Genomic DNA, 22,788 nt, shown 5'->3' on the forward strand with positions numbered 1-22,788 from the left:
AATGAGAAAAAGAGGAGATTCATATGAAAATAGCGCCTTCAATACTAGCAGCAGATTTTTGCCATCTAGAGGACCAAATGCAGCTTTTAGAAAAAAGTAATATTAGCATGCTTCATATTGATGTAATGGACGGAAACTTTGTTCCCAATATTACTTTCGGTCCCGATCAAATCAAAATGCTTCGGCAACGTTCAAAGCTCATTTTTGATGTTCATTTAATGGTACAAAATCCAGATTGGATTATTCCGATTATAGCTGAGGCTGGGGCGGATATCATTACCATTCATCAGGAAGCAACAACGCATCTCCATCGAAGTTTGCAATTAATAAAGAAATACAATAGAAGAGCTGGTGTAGTCCTAAATCCTGCGACCCCGATTGAAACGATTAAGCATGTTCTAGATGAAATTGACATGATTCTACTTATGACCGTTAATCCAGGTTATGGTGGTCAGTGCTTCATTTCAAGTATGCTACCGAAAATTCAGGAAGCAAAAAAGCTTGTAGAAGGTAGAAATATAGACATCGAGGTTGATGGGGGAATTAACCTCGAAACAGCCAAGCTATGTGTAGAAGCAGGTGCCAATGTAATCGTTGCAGGTTCATACACATTTCATGGTGATGTTAAGGAGAATTTAGAGAAGCTAACTAGAGTAATAAACAAACAGGGGGCAACCGTATGAAAATCGCATTAGGCTGTGACCATGGTGGATATTTGTTGAAGGAGTCTATTAAGCATCACTTAGAGAAAAAAGGATTCGAATGCCTAGATTACGGAACTCACTTTACAGAAAGTGTTAATTATCCTTTATATGCAAAAAAAGTGGGAGATTCGGTTGCCAATCTAGAATGTGAATTAGGAATTCTTTGCTGTGGAACAGGTATTGGAATGTCCATTGCTGCTAATAAAATTCAAGGTGTTCGTGCGGCAGTTGTAAGTGATACATTTTCCGCGAGAGCAACCAGAGAGCACAATAACAGCAATGTGCTATGCCTAGGTGAGCGGGTATTAGGAGAGTCACTTGCACTAAACATTGTTGACATCTGGCTCGAAGCAGAATTTCAGGGTGGTCGACACCAAGAGCGACTAGCTTTAGTGGAACAGCTAGAAATATCTTTAAAATCTAAAAATATATAGATCTATTACGACGAACTGCTAACAAAAGGAGTGTCAGTATGAGTTCAATAGAAATGAAAAAAACAGTAGATGAATTAGCGATTAACACCATTCGCACATTATCCATCGACGCCATTGAAAAGGCAAATTCAGGACATCCGGGAATGCCAATGGGGGCTGCACCAATGGCTTACGCACTTTGGGCAAAGGAAATGATTCATAACCCCAAAAATCCTAATTGGTTCAACCGAGATCGCTTCGTTTTATCAGCGGGTCACGGATCCATGCTCCTATACAGCTTATTGCACTTGTTTGGTTATAATGTCACGCTAGATGACTTGAAAAATTTCCGCCAATATAAGAGTAAAACACCGGGTCATCCTGAATTCGGGCATACACCTGGTGTAGATGCAACAACAGGTCCACTTGGTCAAGGGATTGCGATGGCAACAGGGATGGCGATGGCCGAGCGTCATTTGGCAGAAACCTACAATCGCGAAGGCTATCCTATTGTCGATCATTTTACTTATTGCATCTGTGGTGATGGAGATCTGATGGAAGGAGTATCAGCAGAAGCTGCTTCATTAGCAGGTCATTTAAAGCTTGGACGCTTAGTAGTACTTTATGACTCAAATGATATTTCTTTAGACGGTGACTTGAGCCTTACATTCTCCGAGAATGTCCAACAACGTTTTGAAGCATATGGCTGGCAAGTGCTCAGAGTAGAGGATGGAAATGATGTAACTGCCGTCCAAAATGCTGTGGAACGTGCAAAGCTTGATGAACAAAGACCAACACTTATTGAAGTGAAAACAACCATTGGCTTTGGTTCTCCTAATAAAGGAGGGAAATCCGATTCTCACGGTTCTCCGCTTGGTCCCAAGGAGACGGAACTGACGAAAGCAGCCTATGAATGGGAAGAAAAAGAGCCATTCCATGTACCAAATGAAGTGAGAGAGCACTTCCAACAATTTGCAAGCATTGGTAAGCAATTTGAAGATCAATGGAACTCCCTTTTCGAGAGCTACAAACAACAATACCCAGAGCTTTCACAGCAGTTTGAGCGTGCAATCAAAGGTGAATTGCCTGAAGGCTGGGAACAAGATCTACCACAGTTTTCAAAAGGTGAAAAAATGGCAACTCGTGCATCTTCAGGGAAAATGCTAAATGCAATCGCAAAAAAACTCCCGCAATTAATTGGAGGTTCTGCTGATCTCGCGTGCTCGAATAAAACAACATTAACTTTTGAAGGAAACTTTGGTGTGGATGGATATCAAGCACGAAACATTTGGTTTGGAGTTCGAGAATTTGGAATGGGTGCGGCGTTAAACGGAATGGCTTTACATGGAGGAGTTAAAGTATTTGGGGCAACATTCTTTGTCTTCTCCGACTACTTAAGACCAGCAATGCGTCTGTCTGCATTAATGAAGCTACCTGTTACCTATGTATTTACTCATGATAGTATTGCAGTTGGTGAAGATGGGCCCACACATCAACCGATTGAGCATCTAGTATCATTACGTGCTATGCCAGGATTGTCATTAATTCGCCCTGCTGATTCAAAGGAAACTGCAGCAGCTTGGAGATTAGCTGTGGAAAGTGAGAGCAACCCAACCGCTCTAGTACTAACTCGTCAGGATCTACCAACACTTGAAATGTCTGAAGATGAAGTATTTGAAGGTGTTCAAAAAGGTGCCTATGTGGTATCTAAGGCAGCCAAAGAAGTAGAGGGCTTACTATTAGCTAGTGGATCAGAAGTGGCCCTCGCAATTGATGCACAAAAGCTTCTCGAACAAGATGGCATCTATGTTTCCGTTGTGAGCATGCCAAGCTGGGATCGTTTTGAGAAGCAAACGAAGGAATATCGCGAAAGCGTCCTTCCTAAAGGGCTTCTAGCAAAATTTGCAATCGAAACAGCATCTTCCTTTGGTTGGAGAGAATATATCGGAGAATATGGTGAGGTCTTATCTATTGACCACTTTGGCGAATCAGCGCCAGCGAGTCAGTTGCTTAAAGAATATGGATTTACTGCCAAGAATGTTGCAGAAAGGTTTAAAGCTCTTTCAGAAAAGATTAACTAAATTAATTTTCAAACCTCTATTTTTAACAGACTGTAGACAAACTCAAAGTATTTTGAGTTTGATTGCAGTCTTTTTACTTTATGGCTCTGTTAAATATAAATGTTGATATTTCTCCCTGTCAGGTTTCTTTGTAAAACACTTTTAAGAACGCACATTAAATAGGATCATTAAATATTTAATATACGAATCAAAGGTAAAAGGTCGAATGAGAAAAATAACCTCAATGGCCTATTTTAGCTATAGTTGAACGGGACTTTCCTATCAAATTAATATGTTAGTAAATCATAATTTACTAAATATGGTATATTTGTATAATGGTGTATTTGAAATTGTTGAAGTTTTTAACTTACATATTAATATGAAAAAGAAAAGAATTTGGTTGTTCATTGCAATGATAACTGTATTGATTTTAGTCGCTTGTGGAAAATCAGAAGAATCCTCAACAAAAGTAGTTGAAGAAACTAATGGTAAATCATCAGGTGAAAATAGTGAAGAAGACAAAGATGTGTTTGAATCTTCATCAAGCAAAGAAGAGGAGGTTCAACCTTCTAAAAATTTATTGGATAAAAACAAAGAGTTTAAATATGAAGATGGTTCGGTTGTCATGACACTTACAAAAGCCGAGTTTACTAAAAAATTTGGAGCATCAAACGCTGATCCAGAAGATACTTGGGCAAACCATGAGATCACCACTGATTCGGAAATTTATCTTCACTTAACTGGAACAATTAAAAACGATACAACTGACTTATTTTCTTTTGGGAATAAGCTTGGGGAAATAAATTTTTCTTTGTTATATGATGGGAAACATACATTTGAGAACACAAGTTCAGCGGAAGAAGAAAACGGAACAAAATTAGGCGCATCAAGTATCGATGCATTAAAGGAAGGGAATATCCATGTTTTCTTTCAAGTACCAAAGACGGTCTCTGAATCAGACAAACCTTTAGTTTTAACAGTAACATTGGGTGAAGAACCTTTTGAAATTCAGTTGCACTAAACGGATGAAGAGCCCCTCTCATATGAGAAGGGCTTTTATAGTAGTTTTTTGCTATTGTCTAGGCACGAGGAGAGGAGGACATTTGTTGGAAAACTATATGTTCAAAGGAAAGTGGGTTAACGAGTATCAATATTCATTACTGAGTTCGGAATGGGAGAAGAGTTAAAAGGCAAGTACAAGGTAAAAGAAGATCAATATTATTAGCGAAGAGCAGTAATCTGTCATGGTTAGTGTTCTTTTTCAATTTATAAAAAGATTTTAAATAAATTTATAATAAGTAAAACCTTTGACAGAGATATACGTCTAAACACTGTACTAGAAAAAGGAGGTTAATCTGTGGAAAGTGATAAAAGTAAGAATATACGAGATTGGTATGATGAATATAATGAACCTATTTTTAAATTTATATTTATGATGATTCAAGATTACCAACAAGCAGAGGATTTACGACATGAGACATTTATTAGGGCATTTGTAAATTATGAATCTTTTAAGCATCAATCTAGTCCTAAAACTTGGTTATATAGTATCGCGCATAATGTAACCGTTGATTTTATTCGAAAAAGAAAGCCTTTGATTATGTTAAAAGAAGTGCTTTTGTTAAAAAAAGATGGAGGACTTTTACCCTCTGAACAAATTGAAATTAAAGAATCCTCTTTGGAGTTATTCAGAGCGTTGGCCACTTTAAAGGATACATATAGAAAAGTAATCATTCTTCGAAAGGTCAAGGGCTTTTCCATACAAGAGACAGCCATCATATTAGATTGGTCAGAAAGTAAGGTAAAATCAACTTTGTTCCGAGCCATTCAAGCTTTGGAGAAGAAGATGCTTAAGGAGGACTTGTTAAATGAAAAAACAGTATGACTTTAGTTATCTTGATTATGCACTAAAACAACTAGAATCAAATATTGAATGGAAAAAAGCAAATGACATTGATTTAAAGCAGAAACTTATAAGGGAAATCAATAAACGCAAAACTAACGAAATATTTAAATCGGTGTTGGGTGTGGCCTATAGAGTCAGTATTGTTACGGTTGTTGTGTTGATCGTATTTATCATGGTGAAACAGGAGTCTTTACTCAATCAAAACACTTCTTCAAAATCCACAGCTACTTTTGAGCAAAAAGAACACGAAAAGAATGAAGAAAATACAGAATCAGTTCAATCTATAGTGGAAAAAATGGCAGGGAGTCCAGAACAAGCAAGAACTAATCTTGGAATGAAAGAGGAGCATTATAAAATGCTGTTAAATGAAGTAGCTGTTGCCCAAAAGTACTTGTCAAAGGGGGAATTTGAAAACCTGTATATCCCGTTAACTAGTAAAATTGTCGCTTTGGATGGGAAAGAACAAACTGGAGATCCGGATAAACCGTTTAATCCTGATTTACTTACTCCTGAAGAGAAAGCATCTTTAAAAGAGGCAACAAAAACAATTACACCTATTCGAAAAAAATTTTATTCGCGTTTTGTATATACACTGGAAGAGGCTCAAAGCTTAGTCGATTTTGCAATTAAAAAGCCTAGCTATACAGTTGAAGGTTATGAACTAGTAAAAGAAGAGTATAGATCGGAAATTACAACGGGAACACCAGAGCCTGTTAGTAGATGGGAGTATAATGGTGGTGAATTTGGGTATTACGTAAATCAAGCTTCTATTACAGCAGAGTCTCCTGCTTTATCTTCTTTTCTTGATGCAAAGTTGGAAACATATAGCCTTGAGGGTAAGCAAGTTACTTATGGTGATAACCCGAATTCAAATACGAATATGATAAAAATGATAGTGCCAGCACAAAAAGGAAATGAAGCATACCAAATAATTATTAATAGTGACATGCTAAACAAAACTGAATTAGAAAAAATCCTTATCTCAATGTTGTAATATACAAAATAACCTAACAAAAAGCAGCTAATATTTATTGTCTACTCCAAAGCCCTTTAAGATAATATTCTTAAAGGGCTTATTTGCTCTAAGGAGGTATCTATGAAAACAGTTCTACAAGCGGTTTTAGCATCAATCATTCTACATATCATTTATATATTGAACACGATAGGTATTGGTTATCTGAAAACAATGTATTATAAACCGAACCTACAAGGAGAAGGGTACCTCCTTCAAAATGAAGTAGTTTTTGTTATGGTGATTTCCCCCTATATTTATCTCATTTCATTGCTAGGAGTTTCTATTAGTTGCGCAAGTATCATAGTTTTTTATAAGAAAATAAAAAGGAGAGAATTATGAACTTCATCGCTAAACATTCCACTGTCATATTGTTTTCCGTAATTGCAGTAATGATCGTAAAAAATGCTCTTCCCATCTCTCAACTTTTAAAAGAAGTGTTAAGTATCGTCTCGCTCTTTGTTGTCCTATTGGTAGTAATTATCAAGAAAGGATTTAAGAGAACGTAAAGAATCATGTCGAATATTTCCAAGGAAATTACGACTTATTTCCTCAATTATTTACACGAAACTGGGAAACGCAACAAAATAAATAGGAGAGGTAAGTTAGATTACCTCTCCAAAGAATAAAAAAATTATCGAAAGTTACCGCCCATTGATTGTTCAGCCATTTGCACTAGGCGTTTTGTGATTTCTCCACCTACAGATCCGTTTGCACGAGCAGATGTTTCTGGTCCTAAATTTACACCAAATTCACTAGCAATTTCGTACTTCATTTGTTCAAGTGCTTGCTCAGCTCCAGGTACTACTAATTGATTAGAGTTATTTCCACGGTTGTTTCTGTCCATTTCAATCTCTCCTTTTCGTTGGTGTAGCTATATATTTTGCACCTTTAAAAAAAATATACATTCATATAAAAAATTATTGTAAAAGAAAAAATGCGGTTCCGTTTCTTGTCAAAAACAATAAAAATGTAAGTTAAAATGAGTCCCAATTTGTTTATTTGGATGGAGATAGCATATACAATTTATCTTACAAAAAAATAAGCGGAGGTTTTCCGGTTATACTGCAGAATAGAGCTCTGTTCAGGGTATATAAGGGGAGGTTTTCCGATTAAGTAAAGTGAAATTGCCCATTCTTCCGTTTTTTAAGCAAATAGCCGGAATCTCTCCGTCTATTTCTGCTATTTTCATTTCTATTAGATAAGTTAAGAGGAATTTCTCCGCTTAATTATCTACCCTGCTGAATCCCTCCTTGATGTCCGCTCTTTTATGGTTGGGAAGGGAGCTTAGTTTAACAAGAAACCAAAGATGGATATTAAAAATGGCTCAGTATTGTGAACTGAGCCATGCAGTACAAATGGGGCTACATTTTTGATTTTACTAATCTGTGACCAGAAAAGGGCGTTTTACGATACTGATACCGAACTTTTGCTTTTGTTCTGCTGAATAGCAGCAACCGAAACGGCTTTGGCCACCATTTTTGCCACTCTTTCATCCAGTGCGCTCGGAATGACATGGTCGGCTTTTAAATCTTTTTCTGAAACAGCCTCTGCAATCGCATAAGCGGCAGCCAATTTCATTTCTGTTGTAATATCCTTTGCTCCCACATCCATGGCGCCTCGGAAAATGCCAGGGAAGGCAAGTAAGTTATTTACCTGGTTCGGGTAATCGGATCGACCTGTTCCCACGACAGCGGCACCTGCAGCAAGGGCTTCTTCTGGGTAAATCTCTGGGATCGGGTTTGCCATAGCAAACACAATCGGATCCTTCGCCATGGATTGGATATGTTCTGGCTTCATCGCACCGGGTCCAGATACTCCAATAAACACATCTGCTCCATGGATCGCATTAGCTAATGTTCCGCGAACTCTTTTTAAATTGGTCACTTCTGCCATCTCTTGTTGGGCTGAATTCATCCATCTTTCGCCTTTGCTGACCACACCTTCAAGGCTTACAAGGGTAATGTCTTGAAATCCTGCCTGCATCAAAAGCTTGGCAATCGCAATTCCGGCTGCTCCTGCCCCGTTAATCACAATTTTAAGGGATCTGTGCTGTTTATTGACTACTTTTACTGCATTGATTAACGCAGCAAGAACGACAATGGCTGTACCGTGTTGATCATCGTGAAAAACGGGGATATCAAGTTCTTGCTTTAATCGTTCTTCAATTTCAAAGCAACGAGGAGCGGAAATATCCTCAAGATTTACTCCTCCAAAACTAGGAGATAGTGCCTTTATGATTCCGACAATCTCATCTACATTTTTCGTATCTAAGCAAAGTGGAAAAGCATCTACATTGGCAAACTTTTTAAAAAGAAGAGCTTTTCCTTCCATAACAGGGAGGGCTGCCTTTGGTCCGATATCGCCCAAGCCTAAAACGGCTGTCCCATCTGTCACAATAGCAACCATATGTCCTCTGGATGTTAACACATCAACTTGCTCTGGATTCTCCACTATTGCTTTACAAACGTCCGCTACTCCAGGTGTATATACGAGACTCAGTTGTTCCTCAGTTGTTACATCAATTTTGCTGACAATCTCAATTTTCCCCAAATGTTTTTTATGAAGCTTAATGGCTTCCTCTTTTAGATTTATCAATGATATCTACCCCTTTGGTAATCGCTTTCAATCTTCCTACATCGTAATGAAAATGACCAAGGTTTGATAGATTTTGTAACTATACAACTTTATTAAATTAAAAAAAGTGGAAATGCACTTTTTAAAGATACATGTCCACTTGGTTTAGTTTTTCTACTTGTAGTGTATATAAATATACCGGTCTACCAATTCCGTAGGTTAATGATTCCTTTAAAACACCTATCTGGGTTAAGAACTTTAAATATTTCCTTACTGATACACGGGAGATATATGTACTTTCTGAAATATCATCAGTAGAGAACGGGTGTGTTCCTTTTGTTTTCATCATCTCTACTACAACTTGTAGAGTGCTGCTCGTTAATCCTTTGGGTAAATCAATGATCGGTTCTTCAACCTGAGTTTGCTCTGTACTGAGAATTCGATCATCAAGATCTTCTTGTTTAAGCACGGCATGACTAGCGAAAAACATATATTTATCTTGAAACTTCAGCAGTGCTTGTTGAAATCGATCAAACTCAAATGGTTTGATTAAGTAGTCAACGGCACCGAGCCTAAGCGCCGTTTGAACTTTATCCTTCTCCCCGGCAGCGGTAATGAGGATCACATCTGTTTCTAGATGGTGTTCTCTGATATATTTGAGCAATACTAGTCCGCTATCACCTGGCATATACACATCTAGTAAAATAAGCTCAACGGATTCCTTTTGAAGAAAGGTGATCGCATCCTTTACATTATGTACCATGCCTGAGAGACGAAATCCTTTCATATCTTGGAGAAAACGTTTATTAATTTCAGCAACCATCGGATCATCTTCAACGATTAGAACCTTTATCATGATTCCACCTCTTTGCTTTTATAAGGTATTTTTATATAAATATTGGTTCCTAACATCCATTTCGAGTCGATTTGGAGTTCGCCACCGAGCGTTTGGACGCTCTTTTCTACTAAGTGTAGTCCATAGCCTCGGTTGTCTCCTTTAGTGGAGTAACCTTTTTCAAAGATTCGTTCCTGCGTTTCATCAGATATTCCCGGTCCGGAGTCCATCACTTCCATGTCCAGCCACTCACCATCATAGCTAAAACTCACTTCAAGCGTTTTTTCTTCGCAATCGACCATTGCCTCAATCGCATTATCGATCACATTCCCGAGAATAGTGATCAGCTCATGTGTGGTTGTTTGATCGGCAGGTTCAGGAATGACGGTCCCAGTTTTAATCGTGAGATCGACGTTTTGTTCCCTGGCAAAACTCAATTTTCCAAGAATAAACCCTCCGAGAGCAGGGTCCTTGAAATGTTCGGTGATGTTTCCAAATTCTTGGTTTCTGTAACTGACCAAAGTACGAATAAAGTCGGTGAGTTCACTGTAAGACTTTAACTCGATCATTCCTCGAATCACATGTAGGCGATTCATAAATTCATGAGATTGGGCCCGAAGCGCATCGGTATAGGCTCTAACTCCTGTTAATTGCTCAGCGAGCTGATTGACCTCTGTTTTATCACGGAAGGTGGAAATAGCTCCGACTACTTGTCCATTAACCAACAGTGGGACGCGATTGACGAGAATCGAGACTCCATTAATGTTCTGTTCCTCATCTAGTTCAGGCTCACCCGTTTGTAACACTCGATCCAATCCGGTGGAAGGCATATAGTCATGAATGTTCATCCCCACTGGATTAGAATCTAGGCCAGCTTTTTGAAAAATTTGAAGGGCGGACTTGTTAACGAGTGTGATCGTCGATTGATGATCCACCGCAATAATACCTTCATGAACGGATTGAAGCATCGTACTTCTTTCCTCTGTGATCTTTGCTATGGCAAAAGGCTCTAGCCCAAGTAGTGTCCTTTTAATATATCTCGCTAGTAAAATAGCGCCGATCACACCGACCAATAGTCCAAAAAACGTAACGATCAAGATGTTCCGATGGCTTCGTCCGAGTGCAGTCTCTACACTTTTTAACGATATTCCGACTGCTACTACTCCGATTTGTTCGTTATTTTTATTGTAAATGGGCGTAAATGCACGTACTGATTCACCTAACGTACCCTTTGAGATGGACACATACTCTTTTCCTTTTAGCGCCTGCTTTTCATCTCCTCCCACAAAATGCTTTCCGATTTCGTCCGGGTTTGGATGTGTTCTCCGTATGCCCTTCATATCCATCACCACAACGAACATCATTTCTGTGGCTGTTTGAATATCATTTGTATAGTCTTGAACGGAGTTGGAGTACGTTCTGTTTTCTAACGCGTCTATGACTATATGAGACTTTGAAACGGTTCTTGCGACGATCCTCGCTTTTTCCTCTGAATTGGCTTGTATGCTTTTACTAACTGAATGGCTGATTAATAGGTCAGTGATCATCAATGAAATGAGGACGACCAGACAGACAAGGAAGATGATCACCGTACTAAGTTTAAAACGAACATGCCGTATACGCACTTTCGTAACCTCCAAACCAAGGACTGTTGTTATTTTTAAACTATAAAATGAAATCGCTTTAAAATAAAGGATTTGTTTTTGGAAGAGTCTCAATAACCTCATTACTATGTTGCTTACATTAATTACAAAAAGATTTTATAAGTTTTATTAACTATTCTTAGTTTTCGCAAAATTGTAACATGTGTTTAACAGAATAAATGAAATCGTTTTCAAAATAATTTTATTTTAGGAGGAGACCACATGAGAATTAATTTTAAGAGTCTTACCACTCAAGTAATTCTAGGTATTATTCTGGGTATAACTGTCGGGTTCGTGTTTCCGGAGATTGGATCACAGTTAAAGGTGATCGCTGATATATTTATTAAGCTAGTAAAAATGGTCATCGCGCCAATTATTTTCCTAACGATTGTCATCGGGATTGCAGGAATGGGAGATTTAAAGAAGGTTGGAAAAATTGGTGGGAAAGCCTTACTATATTTTGAAATCGTCTCAACGATTGCGTTAGCGATTGGAATTATCGTTGCGAATGTGATTAAAGCAGGTAAGGGAATTGATGCGGAGGCAGGGAAGGGAGATATCTCTCAATACACAAAGGCTGCTGAAGAAACGAGTCACGGATTTATGGACTTTGTTGTTTCCATCATTCCTGATAGCTTTATTGGTGCGTTTGCGAATGGTGAACTGCTACCTGTTCTTTTATTGGCTTGTTTGTTTGGAATTTCTCTTGCTCATTTAGGAAAGAAAGGGAAACCAGTTATTGAGTTTTTTGAAAAGATCACAGAGGTGTTCTTCGGCATTGTAAATATCATCATGAAGGTTTCTCCGTTCGCTGCATTTGGAGCGATGGCGTATACGATTGGTGAATTCGGAATTGGCTCACTTGTTTATCTTGGAAAGCTGATGGGATCGGTTTATATCACCATGGCTCTATTTATTGTTCTTATTCTTGGTGGAATTGCTAAAATGTTCGGATTCAGTATCTTTAAGTTTATTGCATACATTAAAGAAGAAATTCTTCTTGTGATTGGGACTTCCTCGTCTGAAGCGGCTCTTCCTAAAATGATGGAAAAGCTTGAGAAGTACGGTTGCTCCAAGCCGGTGGTAGGACTTGTTCTTCCAACGGGGTATTCCTTTAATCTAGATGGAACATCCATTTACCTGTCAATGGCTGCATTATTTATTGCTCAGGCCTATGGGGTAGACCTAAGCATCTGGCAACAGCTGACCCTTCTAGGGGTATTGATGCTCACGTCGAAAGGTGCTGCTGGTGTTACCGGTTCAGGCTTTGTCACGCTAGCTGCTACATTAGCCGTATTCCCTTCGATTCCAGTAGAAGGTATGGCACTTATCCTTGGGGTTGACCGTTTCATGTCAGAAGCACGTGCTATCACGAACCTTATCGGTAACGGTGTTGCAACGGTTGTTATTTCAAAGACAGAAGGGGAGTTTAAACCCGTTCAAGAGATTGAGGCTACGGTGAATAAAAAGGAAATCACTGCGTAAGTATTTTCGGATGCTTTTTTCAGAAAAGATGTATGGATTTTGTCATACGTCTTTTCTTTATTTATTAACGTTTCCAAGATGGTCGGTTGGCGGATCAGGTTAAAAGCACCCGAGCTGATAAATAGACGGAGAAATTCCGCTTAATTAGAAATTATTATTAAAAAAGGGTTAAATAAACGGAGAGATTCCGACTATTGGCTCGAAAACTTCGAAAATAGGAGATTTTGCTTTGCATAAGCGGAAAACCTCCCCTTATTTACCCCCAAACGAGGCTCCATTTTGCATCTAACCGGAAATTCTCCGCTTAGTTTTGCTGGTCACTCGATTAGAGACAAGACATTTTATTTAAAAGAAAGTAATCTTATCTCCAAAAGTCCAAGAGCACCTCATTTTGATGAATGCTGACAGGATGGAGAAGTTAAAATGTTGTAGAAAGAAAAAAATGGATTGACAAATGTAAGATTTCTATTAATCTAAAAATAGTTCTATCCCCAAGTTATTCTCAAAATAGTCTTTTTTCTTAGCTACTCCGCAAGTCTTTATTTGTCGTTTACAATTCTCCAACCACATTAAACTTCTTTTTCACTCGCATTTACACTCATAAAGTTAATAATTTTTCCGAAGTTCAACTGAATAAATAATTGAATGATTCATTCGTAGCACCGATTATTAAATGCCCATGTTGTGGATGTTCTACATCAGTATTTAGATAGGAGGGAAAGATGTTATGGGATTTGAAGAAGAATACCAGGCCTTTTTGAATGCTCACTTGCAAGCAAGAACCGGTGAACGGTTGCGGCGTTTACAAGAAGGTCACAATCAGGCTGAAATGGTGTTTTTGAGGCAAGTGTGGTGGTCTTTATATCACCATTTCAAGTACCTTCATCCAGAATATGAAGTTGATGATTTCAAGGATGGCAAAAGGTATTTGGATTTTGCTTATATTCGTCCAGCCATCCGGATTTGCCTGGAAGTCGACGGGTATGGCCCGCACCTAAAGAGCATAAGCAGATGGCAATTTTCTGACAGCCTGGAACGTCAAAACCAGCTGGTGATTGATGGATGGACTGTGATCCGCTTTTCCTATGACCAAGTGAAAGAGCAGCCCCGTCGATGCCAACAGATTATTCAGCAAGTGATTGGCCGATGGCTGGGTGATGAACTAGACCAGACATCTCTGTCCTTTCTAGAAAAGGAAGTGCTTCGGCTAGCGATTCGAAAAGGAGAAGTTATATCCCCTAAAGAAGTTGAGATGTATTTGAAGCTAAGTGACAAGACGGTAAAAAAAATACTTTCTCAACTGGTCGCTAAAAAAATGCTGATTCCCGCATCTGGGACTATGAGGGTTCGCTCTTATCGGTTGGGAGATCAGGTTAAGCAGCCTATCTGATCAATAGACGGAAAAATTTCGCTTAAGTAGTAAATAATATAAAAAAAAAGTCCTAATAGACGGAGAAATTCCGCCTATTTCCTCGAAAAACGTAAGAATAGATGGTTTTGCTTTGCCTAACCGGAAAACCTCCCCTTATTTACCCCCAAACGAGGCTCCATTCTGCATCTAACCGGAAATTCTCCGCTTATTTACTGGATACCAATAACGATGCAAATACAACTGTATTTTATGAAAAGCACTCCAATAACGATCTCCCCTTAATTAAGTTGAGTCAGCATGTAGATTCAGGCTTAACAAAATCTCTTTCGCAAAGGCGTTCACCCATACCCAATAGGCTGGCGCCGCATATCCTTTTATTGTATTTAATTACAATAGAGGAGGAATTACCTTGAATAATGAACATCAAATGTTAACACATGATGTAAGAATTCGTCCTGGATTTGGTTATGGAAGAAGACCGTTTGGTAGACCAGGTTTCGGTCGTCCTGGCTTTGGAGGTTTTGGTCTAGGCTTCTTAGGAGGTCTTGCTGCAGGTGCATTATTAACTCCAGGGCCTGGTTTTGGATATGCGTACCCTTATCCTTATCCATACCCTTATTATCCGCCTTATCCGTATCCTTATTATTATTAATAATGTAAAATCATTTTCGCAGTAAAGGCTGTTTCGTAAACAGCCGTTTTTCTATGTAAAATGAAATTCCTTTATCTAAAAATACATATTTTGTATGATATGGTAGTCTTATATAATAGTGAGATGATGTTGGAAATAAGATTTATTATCTTACCAATTCATACCCCTAGTAGTATAATAGAGGGATCAGTACAATGGAGGAAAGGGGATTAGAAATATGTCAACTAAAACTGAAAACCATCCATCCTGGGTGCAGCCATACATTGACTCCAAAGAAAAGCAACAAGCACTATACAAACGAACGCTTCTGATCGTCGTGTTATCTCAAATTTTTGGAGGGGCGGGGCTTGCGTCGGGCATCACTGTGGGGGCGCTTCTTGCCAAGGATATGCTTGGGACGGATAGCTTCTCAGGTCTTCCGGTCGCATTGCTGACATTAGGATCTGCGGGTTCGGCATTGCTAGTTGGTCATCTTTCTGACCGATATGGACGCCGATTTGGTTTAGCTGCTGGCTTTTTAGCGGGAGGACTTGGAGCAATAGGTGTAGTCCTTGCTGCGGTAGCTAGCAATATCATCCTCCTTTTTGCTTCTCTGTTAATCTATGGAGCAGGAACGGCAACGAATTTACAGGCTCGCTATGCGGGAACTGATTTAGCCAATGCAAAACAACGAGCAACAGCCATTAGTATTGCGCTTGTGTCCACAACGTTTGGAGCGGTTGCGGGCCCGAACTTGGTTGGTCCTATGGGAGAGTTTGCTGCCTCAATTGGGGTACCGACATTAGCTGGTCCCTTCCTATTAGGTGCGGCTGCCTTCATCTTAGCGGGACTTATGATACTTATTTTTCTACGACACGATCCACTTATTGTCGCAAAGGCGATTGCTAAGAGAGAGAGTCAAAACAATCACCTTAACAAGGAGACTGCTGTAACGGCTATTAATAAAAAAGGAATCATTGCGGCTGCAACCATCATGGTGCTAACTCAAATAGTCATGGTAGCGATTATGACGATGACTCCCATTCATATGGGGCATCATGGCCATGGTTTACAAGAGGTAGGGATGGTTATTGGCTTTCATATCGGTGCCATGTACCTGCCATCTCTTTTAACGGGGATGCTTGTTGACAAGGTAGGACGGACCTCCATGGCGATTGCAGCAGGTAGCATTTTACTTGCCGCAGGGGTGATGGCTGCATTTGCTCCGACGGATAGCATGCTTGTTCTAACGTTCGCTCTTATTCTTTTGGGACTCGGTTGGAATATCGGTTTGATTAGTGGAACGACGATTTTAGTGGATGCGACAAGTCTTTCCACGCGTGTGAAGACACAAGGGACCATTGATGTTCTTGTTGCGTTATCAGGTGCATCAGGTGGGGTGCTTTCTGGGGTAGTGGTTGCGTATTCTAGCTATGCGGCACTTTCTATTGCGGGAGGAGTTCTTTCGTTACTGCTTATTCCGGTGGTAATGTGGTCGTTAAAGCAGCCTTTAGTGGAGGAACAGCTTAATCAAAAGGTAGGAATTTAGTAAACAAAAAGGGATCTTCCATAGGGAGATCTTTTTTTTGTCGGAATAACTAGTTAACGTAACTAAAATTATAAGTTATTTTACTAAGTATTTACTAAGATTCATGATAAAAATTCAATTATTTTATAAAAACCTATTGAATGAAACCGCTTTTACTGATATATTCTTAACAAGGAGTTTAGTAAACTTTACTTAATAAAAGGCTGTGATCACATGACTACAATCAAAGACATTGCGGTGCAAGCTAATGTCTCAACGGCAACGGTTTCGCGAATTTTAAATAATGACCCTACGCTTTCTGTTTCTGATATCACACGTAAAAGAGTTCAGGAAGTTGTTCATGAATTAAATTATAAGCCTGCAAGAAAAAAGAGTGTGAAAGCGGAAAAGGGTCCGGAAACACACAATATTGGGCTTTTGTTAACTACAACAAAGGAGGAGGAGGCGCGAGATCCATATTTTATGAGCATCCGTAATGGTGTAGAAATGGCTAGTGGAGAATATGGGTTAAATATTACCTCTGTGTTTAATGTTGGGTTAAGTGACATAAATCCCGCGGTCTTGTCTGGATTAAGCGGATTAATCGTTATTGGTAGAGTGAACGTTGAAGAACTGCAAGATGTTTACTTCGATAACAAGAAAATAGTTTTTGTCGACTCAGTTCCAGAGCAAAAGGGATATGACGTGGTGATCTCAGATTTAGAACATGCTACCGATGAAGTGCTCAAACATCTATTTGAGTTAGGACATAAGGATATTGCCTATATGGGTGGAGGAGTATTTTTCAAAGGCCTTTACAACCAAGAGTTTGTTGGAGATGAGGATGCTCGTAAGCTAGCATATGAAAAGATCATGAGGGAAAAAGGTTTTTATCAAGAAGAACGTGTGCTAGTGGGAGATTGGAGTCCGAATGGGGGCTATGTTCTGATGAATCAACTCATCGAGTCGGGGGAATTACCAAGTGCAGTGGTTTGTGCTTCAGACCCTATGGCTCTCGGGGCTTTCCGAGCCTTGCATGAAGCGGGGATCAAGGTTCCTGAAGACATATCCATCATCAGCTTTGACGATATTGATGCGGCTGCATATCTCCAACCAGCCCTTTCAACGGTGAAAATCCATTCATTTGAAATGGGAAAAACAGCCGTGAAACTACTGCAAGATCGAATTAAAGGAAGAGAACTTCCAATGAAGGTGATTCTTCCAACTGAACTCATCCTTAGGGAAAGCGCAGGAATGAAAAAAGTATGAACATGATGTTGGTTCCTAATAAAAATTAATCATAGGGGGATTTTTTTCATGAAAAAGACAATTGCAATTCTTTCTGCTGGTGTATTATCACTGTCTCTTCTAGCTGGTTGTGGTGGAGGGGATGCAGCTTCATCTGATGGCAAAGTAAAGATTGAGTTTTTCCATCATAAGCGTGAAGGAATGGAAACCATTGATAAGCTGATTGCTAAATTTGAAAAGGAAAATCCAAATATCGATGTGGAGCAAGCGAGCCCGCCTGAGCCATCGACTGTTTTAAGAACAAGAGTTTCTAAGAGTGATATTCCTGATATTATCGGAGTCGGTGGGGATATGACCTATAAGGATCTTTCCGAAGCTGGAGTTTTTACCGATATCTCTGATGATAAAAGTTTGGAAAAGATTCAACCAGCATACGTACAGATGCTAAAGGATGTGTCTGGCCTTGATGAAGTGTATGCGATTCCATTTGCTACAAATGCGGTAGGCGTCATTTACAATAGAGCTATTTTCACAGAGCTTGGTTTAGAAATTCCAAACACATGGGATGAATTCATTGAGGTCTCTGAAAAAATTAAAGCAGCAGAGAAAACGCCTTTCTTCCATACATATAAAGATGCATGGACAACCTTGCCTTCATTTAATGCACTAGTTGCGAACACACAGGGTGATGATTTCTACTCAGAATTAAACAAGGGCAAGATTCTTGCTGGTGAAAGATACGAAGAAGCAGCAGAGAAGATGATTCAATTAACGGAATATGGTCATAAAAATCAGCAGGGTGTTGGCTACAATGATGGAAACACAGCCTTTGCTAACGGAGAAGCAGCCATGTACTTACAAGGGGTTTGGGCAATTCCTGAAATTAAAAAGGCAAACCCGGATCTTGAACTAGGAGTATTTCCTTTCCCTGCCACCAACAATGCGGACGAAGTTAAAGTGATCTCTGGTGTGGACCTTATCTTAGGCTTAGCGGCATCTTCTAAACATCCTGAAGAAGCGAAAAAGTTTATTGAATTCCTATTAGAAGAGGAAAATGCGAAGCAATATATTCAGGAACAAAACTCCTTTTCTGCTTTAAATGGGATTACGCAGGATGACCCATCTGTAGAAGATCTAAAAGCGAGCTTTGAGAAGGGTGCTCTAACGGATTTCCCTGACCATTATATTCCTACGGGAGTGGCACCAGAGAAAACGCTACAAACATTAGTACTTGAGAAAGATGTGGATGCGTTCCTTGAAAAACTGCAAAAAGATTGGGAAAAAGTTCAAGATCGTAAATAAATTTTTAGGAGGAGAAATTGGGATTCCCAATTTCTTTTTCCTTACATTGGGAGTGGAAAACTGATGAAAGAAGACAACCCTGCTATCCAAGCGCAGAATATTTCTCCTAAGGTTGCTAATAAAACAAAGAGAAAAATCAAGTCTAGAGAAATGGCCTATTACTTAATGGTATTACCAGCCGTTATTCTATTTGCAGCATTTCACACATTCCCAGCTCTACAAGGAATTTATTATTCTTTTACGAATTGGAATGGAATCAGCTTAGATTATGATTTTGTTGGATTGAAGAACTATATCAATCTATTTAAAGATGTAACCGTACTAGATTCCTATCTTTTCACCTTTAAGTTCGCTATTTTTGCTGCCATTCTTGTCAATATCATTAGTTTGGCAGTTGCCATCGGATTAAATTCGAAAATTAAAGGGCGAAACTTTTTTAGAGCCGTTTATTTCTTGCCGAATGTGTTAAGTGTTTTGATCGTCGGCTTTATCTTTAATTTCTTTTTCACCAATATTCTTCCTGATCTAGGTGAAAAATACAAAATTGAGTTTTTAACAACCAATATTCTTGGAAGCGTAGACCTTGCCTGGATTGGAATTCTACTTGTGTTTGTATGGCAGGCTTGTGCATTTAATATCATTTTATATTTATCAGGCTTACAAACGGTTCCTTCTGAGCTTTATGAAGCCTCTAGCCTGGATGGAGCAAATAAGTGGCAACAATTTTGGAAGGTGACCTTCCCGATGATTGCTCCGTTTTTCACGATTAACATGGTGTTATCGATGAAGAATTCTTTGATGGTATTTGATCAGATTGTGGCGATGACCGGAGGAGGGCCTGGGAATTCGACTACATCAATCTCTTTACTCATTTATACTGGCGGGTTTAGTGGTGGAGAGTTTGCCTTCCAGTCTGCGAATGCAGTGATTTACTTTATTGTGATTATGCTAATCTCAGTGTTTCAGTTAAAAATTTTACAAAAAAGGGAGATGGATATGTGATGGAAAAAAGAACGAATTGGCCGGTAACGATACTCATCACTTTAGGCTCCTTACTCATCATTTTTCCGTTATATATGGCTATTTCTATTGCGCTGAAAAATCCTCAAGAGCTGGCTCAGTCAGCCTTGTCTTTCCCGATGAACTGGCACTGGGACAATTTCACGAGAGCGATCGAAGCGACTAACTTCTTTAGTGCCTTGAAAAATAGTGCGATTATTACGATTTTTACATTAGTGTTCACGATTTTATCAAACTCCATGGTTGCGTATGCAATTGCTAGAAATATGCATCGTAAGCTGTTTAAAACCCTGTATTTCTATTTCGTCAGTGCTTTGTTTATTCCGTTTCCCATAATCATGTTACCGGTTGTGAAACAAACGTCTGCACTAGGTTTGAATAATCCGGCTGGCTTGATTCTTCTTTATGTAGTGTACGGAATGGCAATGAATATCTTTATTTATGTAGGCTATATTCGTTCCATTCCACAAGAGCTGGAAGAGGCGGCGATTGTTGATGGTTGCAGTACCTGGGGAGTGTTCTGGAAGGTGATCTTTCCTCTCTTGACACCGATCAATGCGACTGTAGGAATCTTAACCTGCCTATGGGCTTGGAATGATTTCTTGCTTCCGTTAATTATTTTAAGTGATTCGGCTGACGCAACACTTCCACTCGTGCAATATGTGTTCCAAACAGAATTTGGAACGGATTATAATTTGGCATTTGCTTCTTATTTATTAGCGCTAGCTCCAATGGTTCTCGTGTATTTATTTGCACAAAGATGGATCATTGGTGGAGTGGTAAAAGGTGCGATCAAGTAAACTATTCAGTTAGGAGTTGTACTCAACATGGGAATTCAATATCGTTCGGAAGATAGCCTCTTTCATTTGCAGGCAAAAGATACAAGTTATGTGATACAAATCGCGAAAGGTGGCTATTTGCTTCATTTATACTGGGGTAAGAGAATTAAGGCATACCGTCATTCGAATTATATCCAACAGGTAGACCGTGGGTTCTCTGGAAATCCTTATGAACAAAAGGAGGATCGTACGTTTTCATTAGATACCTTGCCACAGGAATACCCTCAATACGGAAATACAGATTTTAGAAAGCCTGCTTACCAAATTCAATTGCCAAACGGATCGACGGTCTCTGACTTACGTTATGATTCGCATGTGATTTTTAAAGGGAAAAAGATGCTTGAGGGTCTGCCAGCTACCTATGTGGAGGACGAAAACGAAGCGGAGACTCTAGAGATCACCCTGAAGGATCGAGTAGCGGGGCTAACTGTTATCCTGAGCTATACAGTGTTTGAACAGCTGAATGTGATTACGAGGTCGGTCAGATTTAAAAATGAGAGCTCAGAAAATATGAATCTCTTGAGTGCGCTAAGTATGAGCGTTGATTTTATGGATGCAGACTTTGATTTCTTACATCTTCACGGTGCGCATGTGAAGGAAAGACATATTGCCAGACAGCCTCTTCGTCATGGCATTCAATCGATCGAAAGTACAAGAGGAGCAAGCTCTCATCAGCATAATCCGTTTATCGCTTTGTTACGAAAAGGGACAACGGAAGATGTAGGCGAAGTGTACGCATTTAATTTCGTGTACAGTGGGAATTTCCTGGCTCAGGCAGAAGTGGATCAGTTTAGCACCACCCGAGTGACGATGGGAATTAATCCATTCGATTTCAGTTGGAAACTGGAAGGTGGGGAAGAGTTTCAAGCTCCTGAGGTCGTCATGGTGTATTCCTCATCAGGTGTAGGTGATATGTCTAGAACCTTCCATGACCTTTATCGTTCACGACTAGTAAGAGGAACGTTTAGAGATAAAGAGCGTCCGATTTTAGTAAACAACTGGGAAGCGACGTATTTTGACTTTCATGCAGATAAAATTATGGATATTGCTAAAGCAGGAAATGAGTTAGGAATTGAGCTTTTTGTATTGGATGATGGTTGGTTTGGAAAAAGAGACAATGACAAGACATCATTAGGCGATTGGTTTGTTAATCATAACAAGCTCCCTAAAGGATTAAATCATCTTGCCAACGAAGTAAATTCGTTAGGAATGCAGTTCGGATTATGGTTCGAGCCTGAAATGATCTCAGTGGATAGCGACTTGTACCGCGAGCATCCAGATTGGTGTCTGCATGTGCCACATCGTCCGAATTCAGAAAGTAGAAACCAGTTAATCCTTGATTTTTCAAGAGAGGATGTGTGCGAGGAGATTACAAAAAGGGTCTGTGATATACTAGCAAGCGCCCCAATTTCTTATGTGAAATGGGATATGAACCGCCATATGACAGAAATCGGCTCTGCTCTTCTTCCACCGGACCGTCAAAGAGAGACGGCGCATCGATACATGCTTGGGTTGTATCAGGTGATGGAGGAGATTACTTCTTCCTTCCCAGATGTGTTATTCGAAAGCTGTTCAGGTGGTGGAGGAAGATTTGACCCTGGCATTCTGTACTATATGCCTCAAACATGGACGAGTGATAACACAGATGCCATTTCTCGCTTGAAAATTCAGTATGGAACGAGCCTTGTGTATCCAATCGTATCGATGGGGTCTCATGTATCGGCTGTTCCGAACCATCAAGTAGACCGAATCACCTCACTAGATATTCGAGGGGATGTGGCGATGTCAGGAAACTTAGGATACGAACTCGACTTAACCAAGCTGCCGGCAAGTGAAAAAGATGTGGTTAAAAAGCAGGTGGAATCATACAAGGAAATCAGAGGACTGGTCCAATTCGGACATTTTTACCGTCTATTAAGTCCGTTCGAAGGAAACGAAACTGCGTGGTTATTTACGAATGATGATCAATCGGAAGCTCTCGTTTTCTATTTCTCGGTTTTAGCAGAACCTGCGGCACCATTGAAATTTTTAAAGGTAACTGGTATTGATCCAAACAAGCAATATCAGTTGGTTGGAACGGATCAAGTGTTTGGTGGAGATGAGCTTATGTATGTAGGATTAAGTATTCCAGTGGAGCTTAGGGGAGATTTTCAAAGCTGTAGTTGGTATTTGAGGGAAAAATAATTATATAGAGAAAAACATTTTTTGTTAAT

At 39.5% G+C, this 22,788-nt stretch carries 21 protein-coding genes; 17 read left to right on the top strand and 4 right to left on the bottom strand.

Annotated elements, in window-relative coordinates; all coding sequences use genetic code 11:
* The first annotated feature begins 23 nt into the window (after nt 1-23).
* The 8 genes from rpe (at nt 24) to ACQ5H4_RS13925 (ending at nt 6,604) form a co-directional block, all read left to right on the top strand.
* A complete protein-coding gene (rpe, locus tag ACQ5H4_RS13890; protein WP_430775561.1) occupies nt 24-683 on the top strand; it encodes a ribulose-phosphate 3-epimerase in 660 nt (219 codons plus the stop codon).
* Complete coding sequence (rpiB, locus tag ACQ5H4_RS13895) at nt 680-1,138, top strand: ribose 5-phosphate isomerase B (RefSeq protein ID WP_430775562.1); 459 nt, start codon at nt 680-682, stop codon at nt 1,136-1,138. The genes rpe and rpiB overlap by 4 nt, the downstream gene beginning before the upstream one ends.
* A gap of 38 nt (nt 1,139-1,176) precedes the next feature.
* Complete coding sequence (gene tkt, locus ACQ5H4_RS13900) at nt 1,177-3,198, top strand: transketolase (RefSeq protein WP_430775564.1); 2,022 nt, start codon at nt 1,177-1,179, stop codon at nt 3,196-3,198.
* Between the two features lie 307 nt (nt 3,199-3,505).
* Nucleotides 3,506-4,198: a hypothetical protein gene (locus tag ACQ5H4_RS13905; protein ID WP_430775566.1), complete on the top strand. Its 693-nt coding sequence runs from the start codon at nt 3,506-3,508 to the stop codon at nt 4,196-4,198.
* A 336-nt stretch (nt 4,199-4,534) separates the two neighbouring features.
* Nucleotides 4,535-5,062 (top strand): RNA polymerase sigma factor, encoded by a 528-nt coding sequence (locus tag ACQ5H4_RS13910; protein WP_430775570.1) that lies wholly within the window; start codon nt 4,535-4,537, stop codon nt 5,060-5,062.
* On the top strand, nt 5,046-6,077 hold the full coding sequence (locus ACQ5H4_RS13915) for a hypothetical protein (RefSeq protein ID WP_430775571.1): 1,032 nt from the start codon (nt 5,046-5,048) through the stop codon (nt 6,075-6,077). The genes ACQ5H4_RS13910 and ACQ5H4_RS13915 overlap by 17 nt, the downstream gene beginning before the upstream one ends.
* A gap of 102 nt (nt 6,078-6,179) precedes the next feature.
* Nucleotides 6,180-6,437: a hypothetical protein gene (locus ACQ5H4_RS13920; RefSeq protein ID WP_430775573.1), complete on the top strand. Its 258-nt coding sequence runs from the start codon at nt 6,180-6,182 to the stop codon at nt 6,435-6,437.
* Nucleotides 6,434-6,604 carry a hypothetical protein gene (locus tag ACQ5H4_RS13925; protein ID WP_430775575.1) on the top strand — a complete coding sequence of 57 codons (171 nt, stop codon included), beginning with the start codon at nt 6,434-6,436 and terminating at the stop codon, nt 6,602-6,604. The genes ACQ5H4_RS13920 and ACQ5H4_RS13925 overlap by 4 nt, the downstream gene beginning before the upstream one ends.
* A gap of 125 nt (nt 6,605-6,729) precedes the next feature.
* Here ACQ5H4_RS13925 and ACQ5H4_RS13930 read toward each other — a convergent pair whose 3' ends face one another.
* The 4 genes from ACQ5H4_RS13930 to dcuS form a co-directional block, all read right to left on the bottom strand.
* Nucleotides 6,730-6,942 (bottom strand): alpha/beta-type small acid-soluble spore protein, encoded by a 213-nt coding sequence (locus tag ACQ5H4_RS13930; RefSeq protein ID WP_430775576.1) that lies wholly within the window; start codon nt 6,940-6,942, stop codon nt 6,730-6,732.
* A gap of 560 nt (nt 6,943-7,502) precedes the next feature.
* Nucleotides 7,503-8,699 carry an NAD(P)-dependent malic enzyme gene (locus ACQ5H4_RS13935; RefSeq protein ID WP_430775704.1) on the bottom strand — a complete coding sequence of 399 codons (1,197 nt, stop codon included), beginning with the start codon at nt 8,697-8,699 and terminating at the stop codon, nt 7,503-7,505.
* A 115-nt stretch (nt 8,700-8,814) separates the two neighbouring features.
* Nucleotides 8,815-9,528, bottom strand: a complete 714-nt coding sequence (locus ACQ5H4_RS13940; RefSeq protein ID WP_430775577.1) for a response regulator — start codon at nt 9,526-9,528, stop codon at nt 8,815-8,817.
* Nucleotides 9,525-11,132, bottom strand: coding sequence for a DcuS/MalK family sensor histidine kinase (dcuS, locus tag ACQ5H4_RS13945; protein ID WP_430775578.1), 1,608 nt, complete (start codon nt 11,130-11,132; stop codon nt 9,525-9,527). The genes ACQ5H4_RS13940 and dcuS overlap by 4 nt, the downstream gene beginning before the upstream one ends.
* A gap of 240 nt (nt 11,133-11,372) precedes the next feature.
* Between dcuS and ACQ5H4_RS13950 the strand changes: the two genes are divergently transcribed.
* The 9 genes from ACQ5H4_RS13950 to ACQ5H4_RS13990 all read left to right on the top strand — a co-directional run bounded on the left by ACQ5H4_RS13950 (nt 11,373) and on the right by ACQ5H4_RS13990 (nt 22,759).
* Nucleotides 11,373-12,635: a dicarboxylate/amino acid:cation symporter gene (locus ACQ5H4_RS13950; protein WP_430775579.1), complete on the top strand. Its 1,263-nt coding sequence runs from the start codon at nt 11,373-11,375 to the stop codon at nt 12,633-12,635.
* Nucleotides 12,636-13,362: 727 nt separating this feature from the next.
* Entirely contained in the window at nt 13,363-14,025 is a 663-nt protein-coding gene (locus ACQ5H4_RS13955; RefSeq protein WP_430775580.1) for a DNA-binding response regulator, read from the top strand.
* A gap of 391 nt (nt 14,026-14,416) precedes the next feature.
* Nucleotides 14,417-14,659: a hypothetical protein gene (locus ACQ5H4_RS13960; protein ID WP_430775581.1), complete on the top strand. Its 243-nt coding sequence runs from the start codon at nt 14,417-14,419 to the stop codon at nt 14,657-14,659.
* 217 nt (nt 14,660-14,876) lie between these two features.
* Nucleotides 14,877-16,187: an MFS transporter gene (locus tag ACQ5H4_RS13965; RefSeq protein WP_430775582.1), complete on the top strand. Its 1,311-nt coding sequence runs from the start codon at nt 14,877-14,879 to the stop codon at nt 16,185-16,187.
* Nucleotides 16,188-16,400: 213 nt separating this feature from the next.
* Nucleotides 16,401-17,435, top strand: coding sequence for a LacI family DNA-binding transcriptional regulator (locus ACQ5H4_RS13970; protein ID WP_430775584.1), 1,035 nt, complete (start codon nt 16,401-16,403; stop codon nt 17,433-17,435).
* Nucleotides 17,436-17,483: 48 nt separating this feature from the next.
* Nucleotides 17,484-18,716, top strand: coding sequence for an ABC transporter substrate-binding protein (locus ACQ5H4_RS13975; protein WP_430775586.1), 1,233 nt, complete (start codon nt 17,484-17,486; stop codon nt 18,714-18,716).
* Nucleotides 18,717-18,866: 150 nt separating this feature from the next.
* Nucleotides 18,867-19,718, top strand: coding sequence for a carbohydrate ABC transporter permease (locus tag ACQ5H4_RS13980; protein ID WP_430775705.1), 852 nt, complete (start codon nt 18,867-18,869; stop codon nt 19,716-19,718).
* Entirely contained in the window at nt 19,718-20,536 is an 819-nt protein-coding gene (locus ACQ5H4_RS13985) for a carbohydrate ABC transporter permease (RefSeq protein ID WP_430775587.1), read from the top strand. The genes ACQ5H4_RS13980 and ACQ5H4_RS13985 overlap by 1 nt, the downstream gene beginning before the upstream one ends.
* 27 nt (nt 20,537-20,563) lie before the next feature.
* Nucleotides 20,564-22,759, top strand: a complete 2,196-nt coding sequence (locus ACQ5H4_RS13990) for an alpha-galactosidase (protein ID WP_430775589.1) — start codon at nt 20,564-20,566, stop codon at nt 22,757-22,759.
* The last annotated feature ends 29 nt before the right edge of the window (nt 22,760-22,788 follow it).

This window comes from Bacillus coreaensis (assembly GCF_050586445.1).
Lineage (GTDB): Bacteria > Bacillota > Bacilli > Bacillales > Cytobacillaceae > Robertmurraya_A > Robertmurraya_A coreaensis.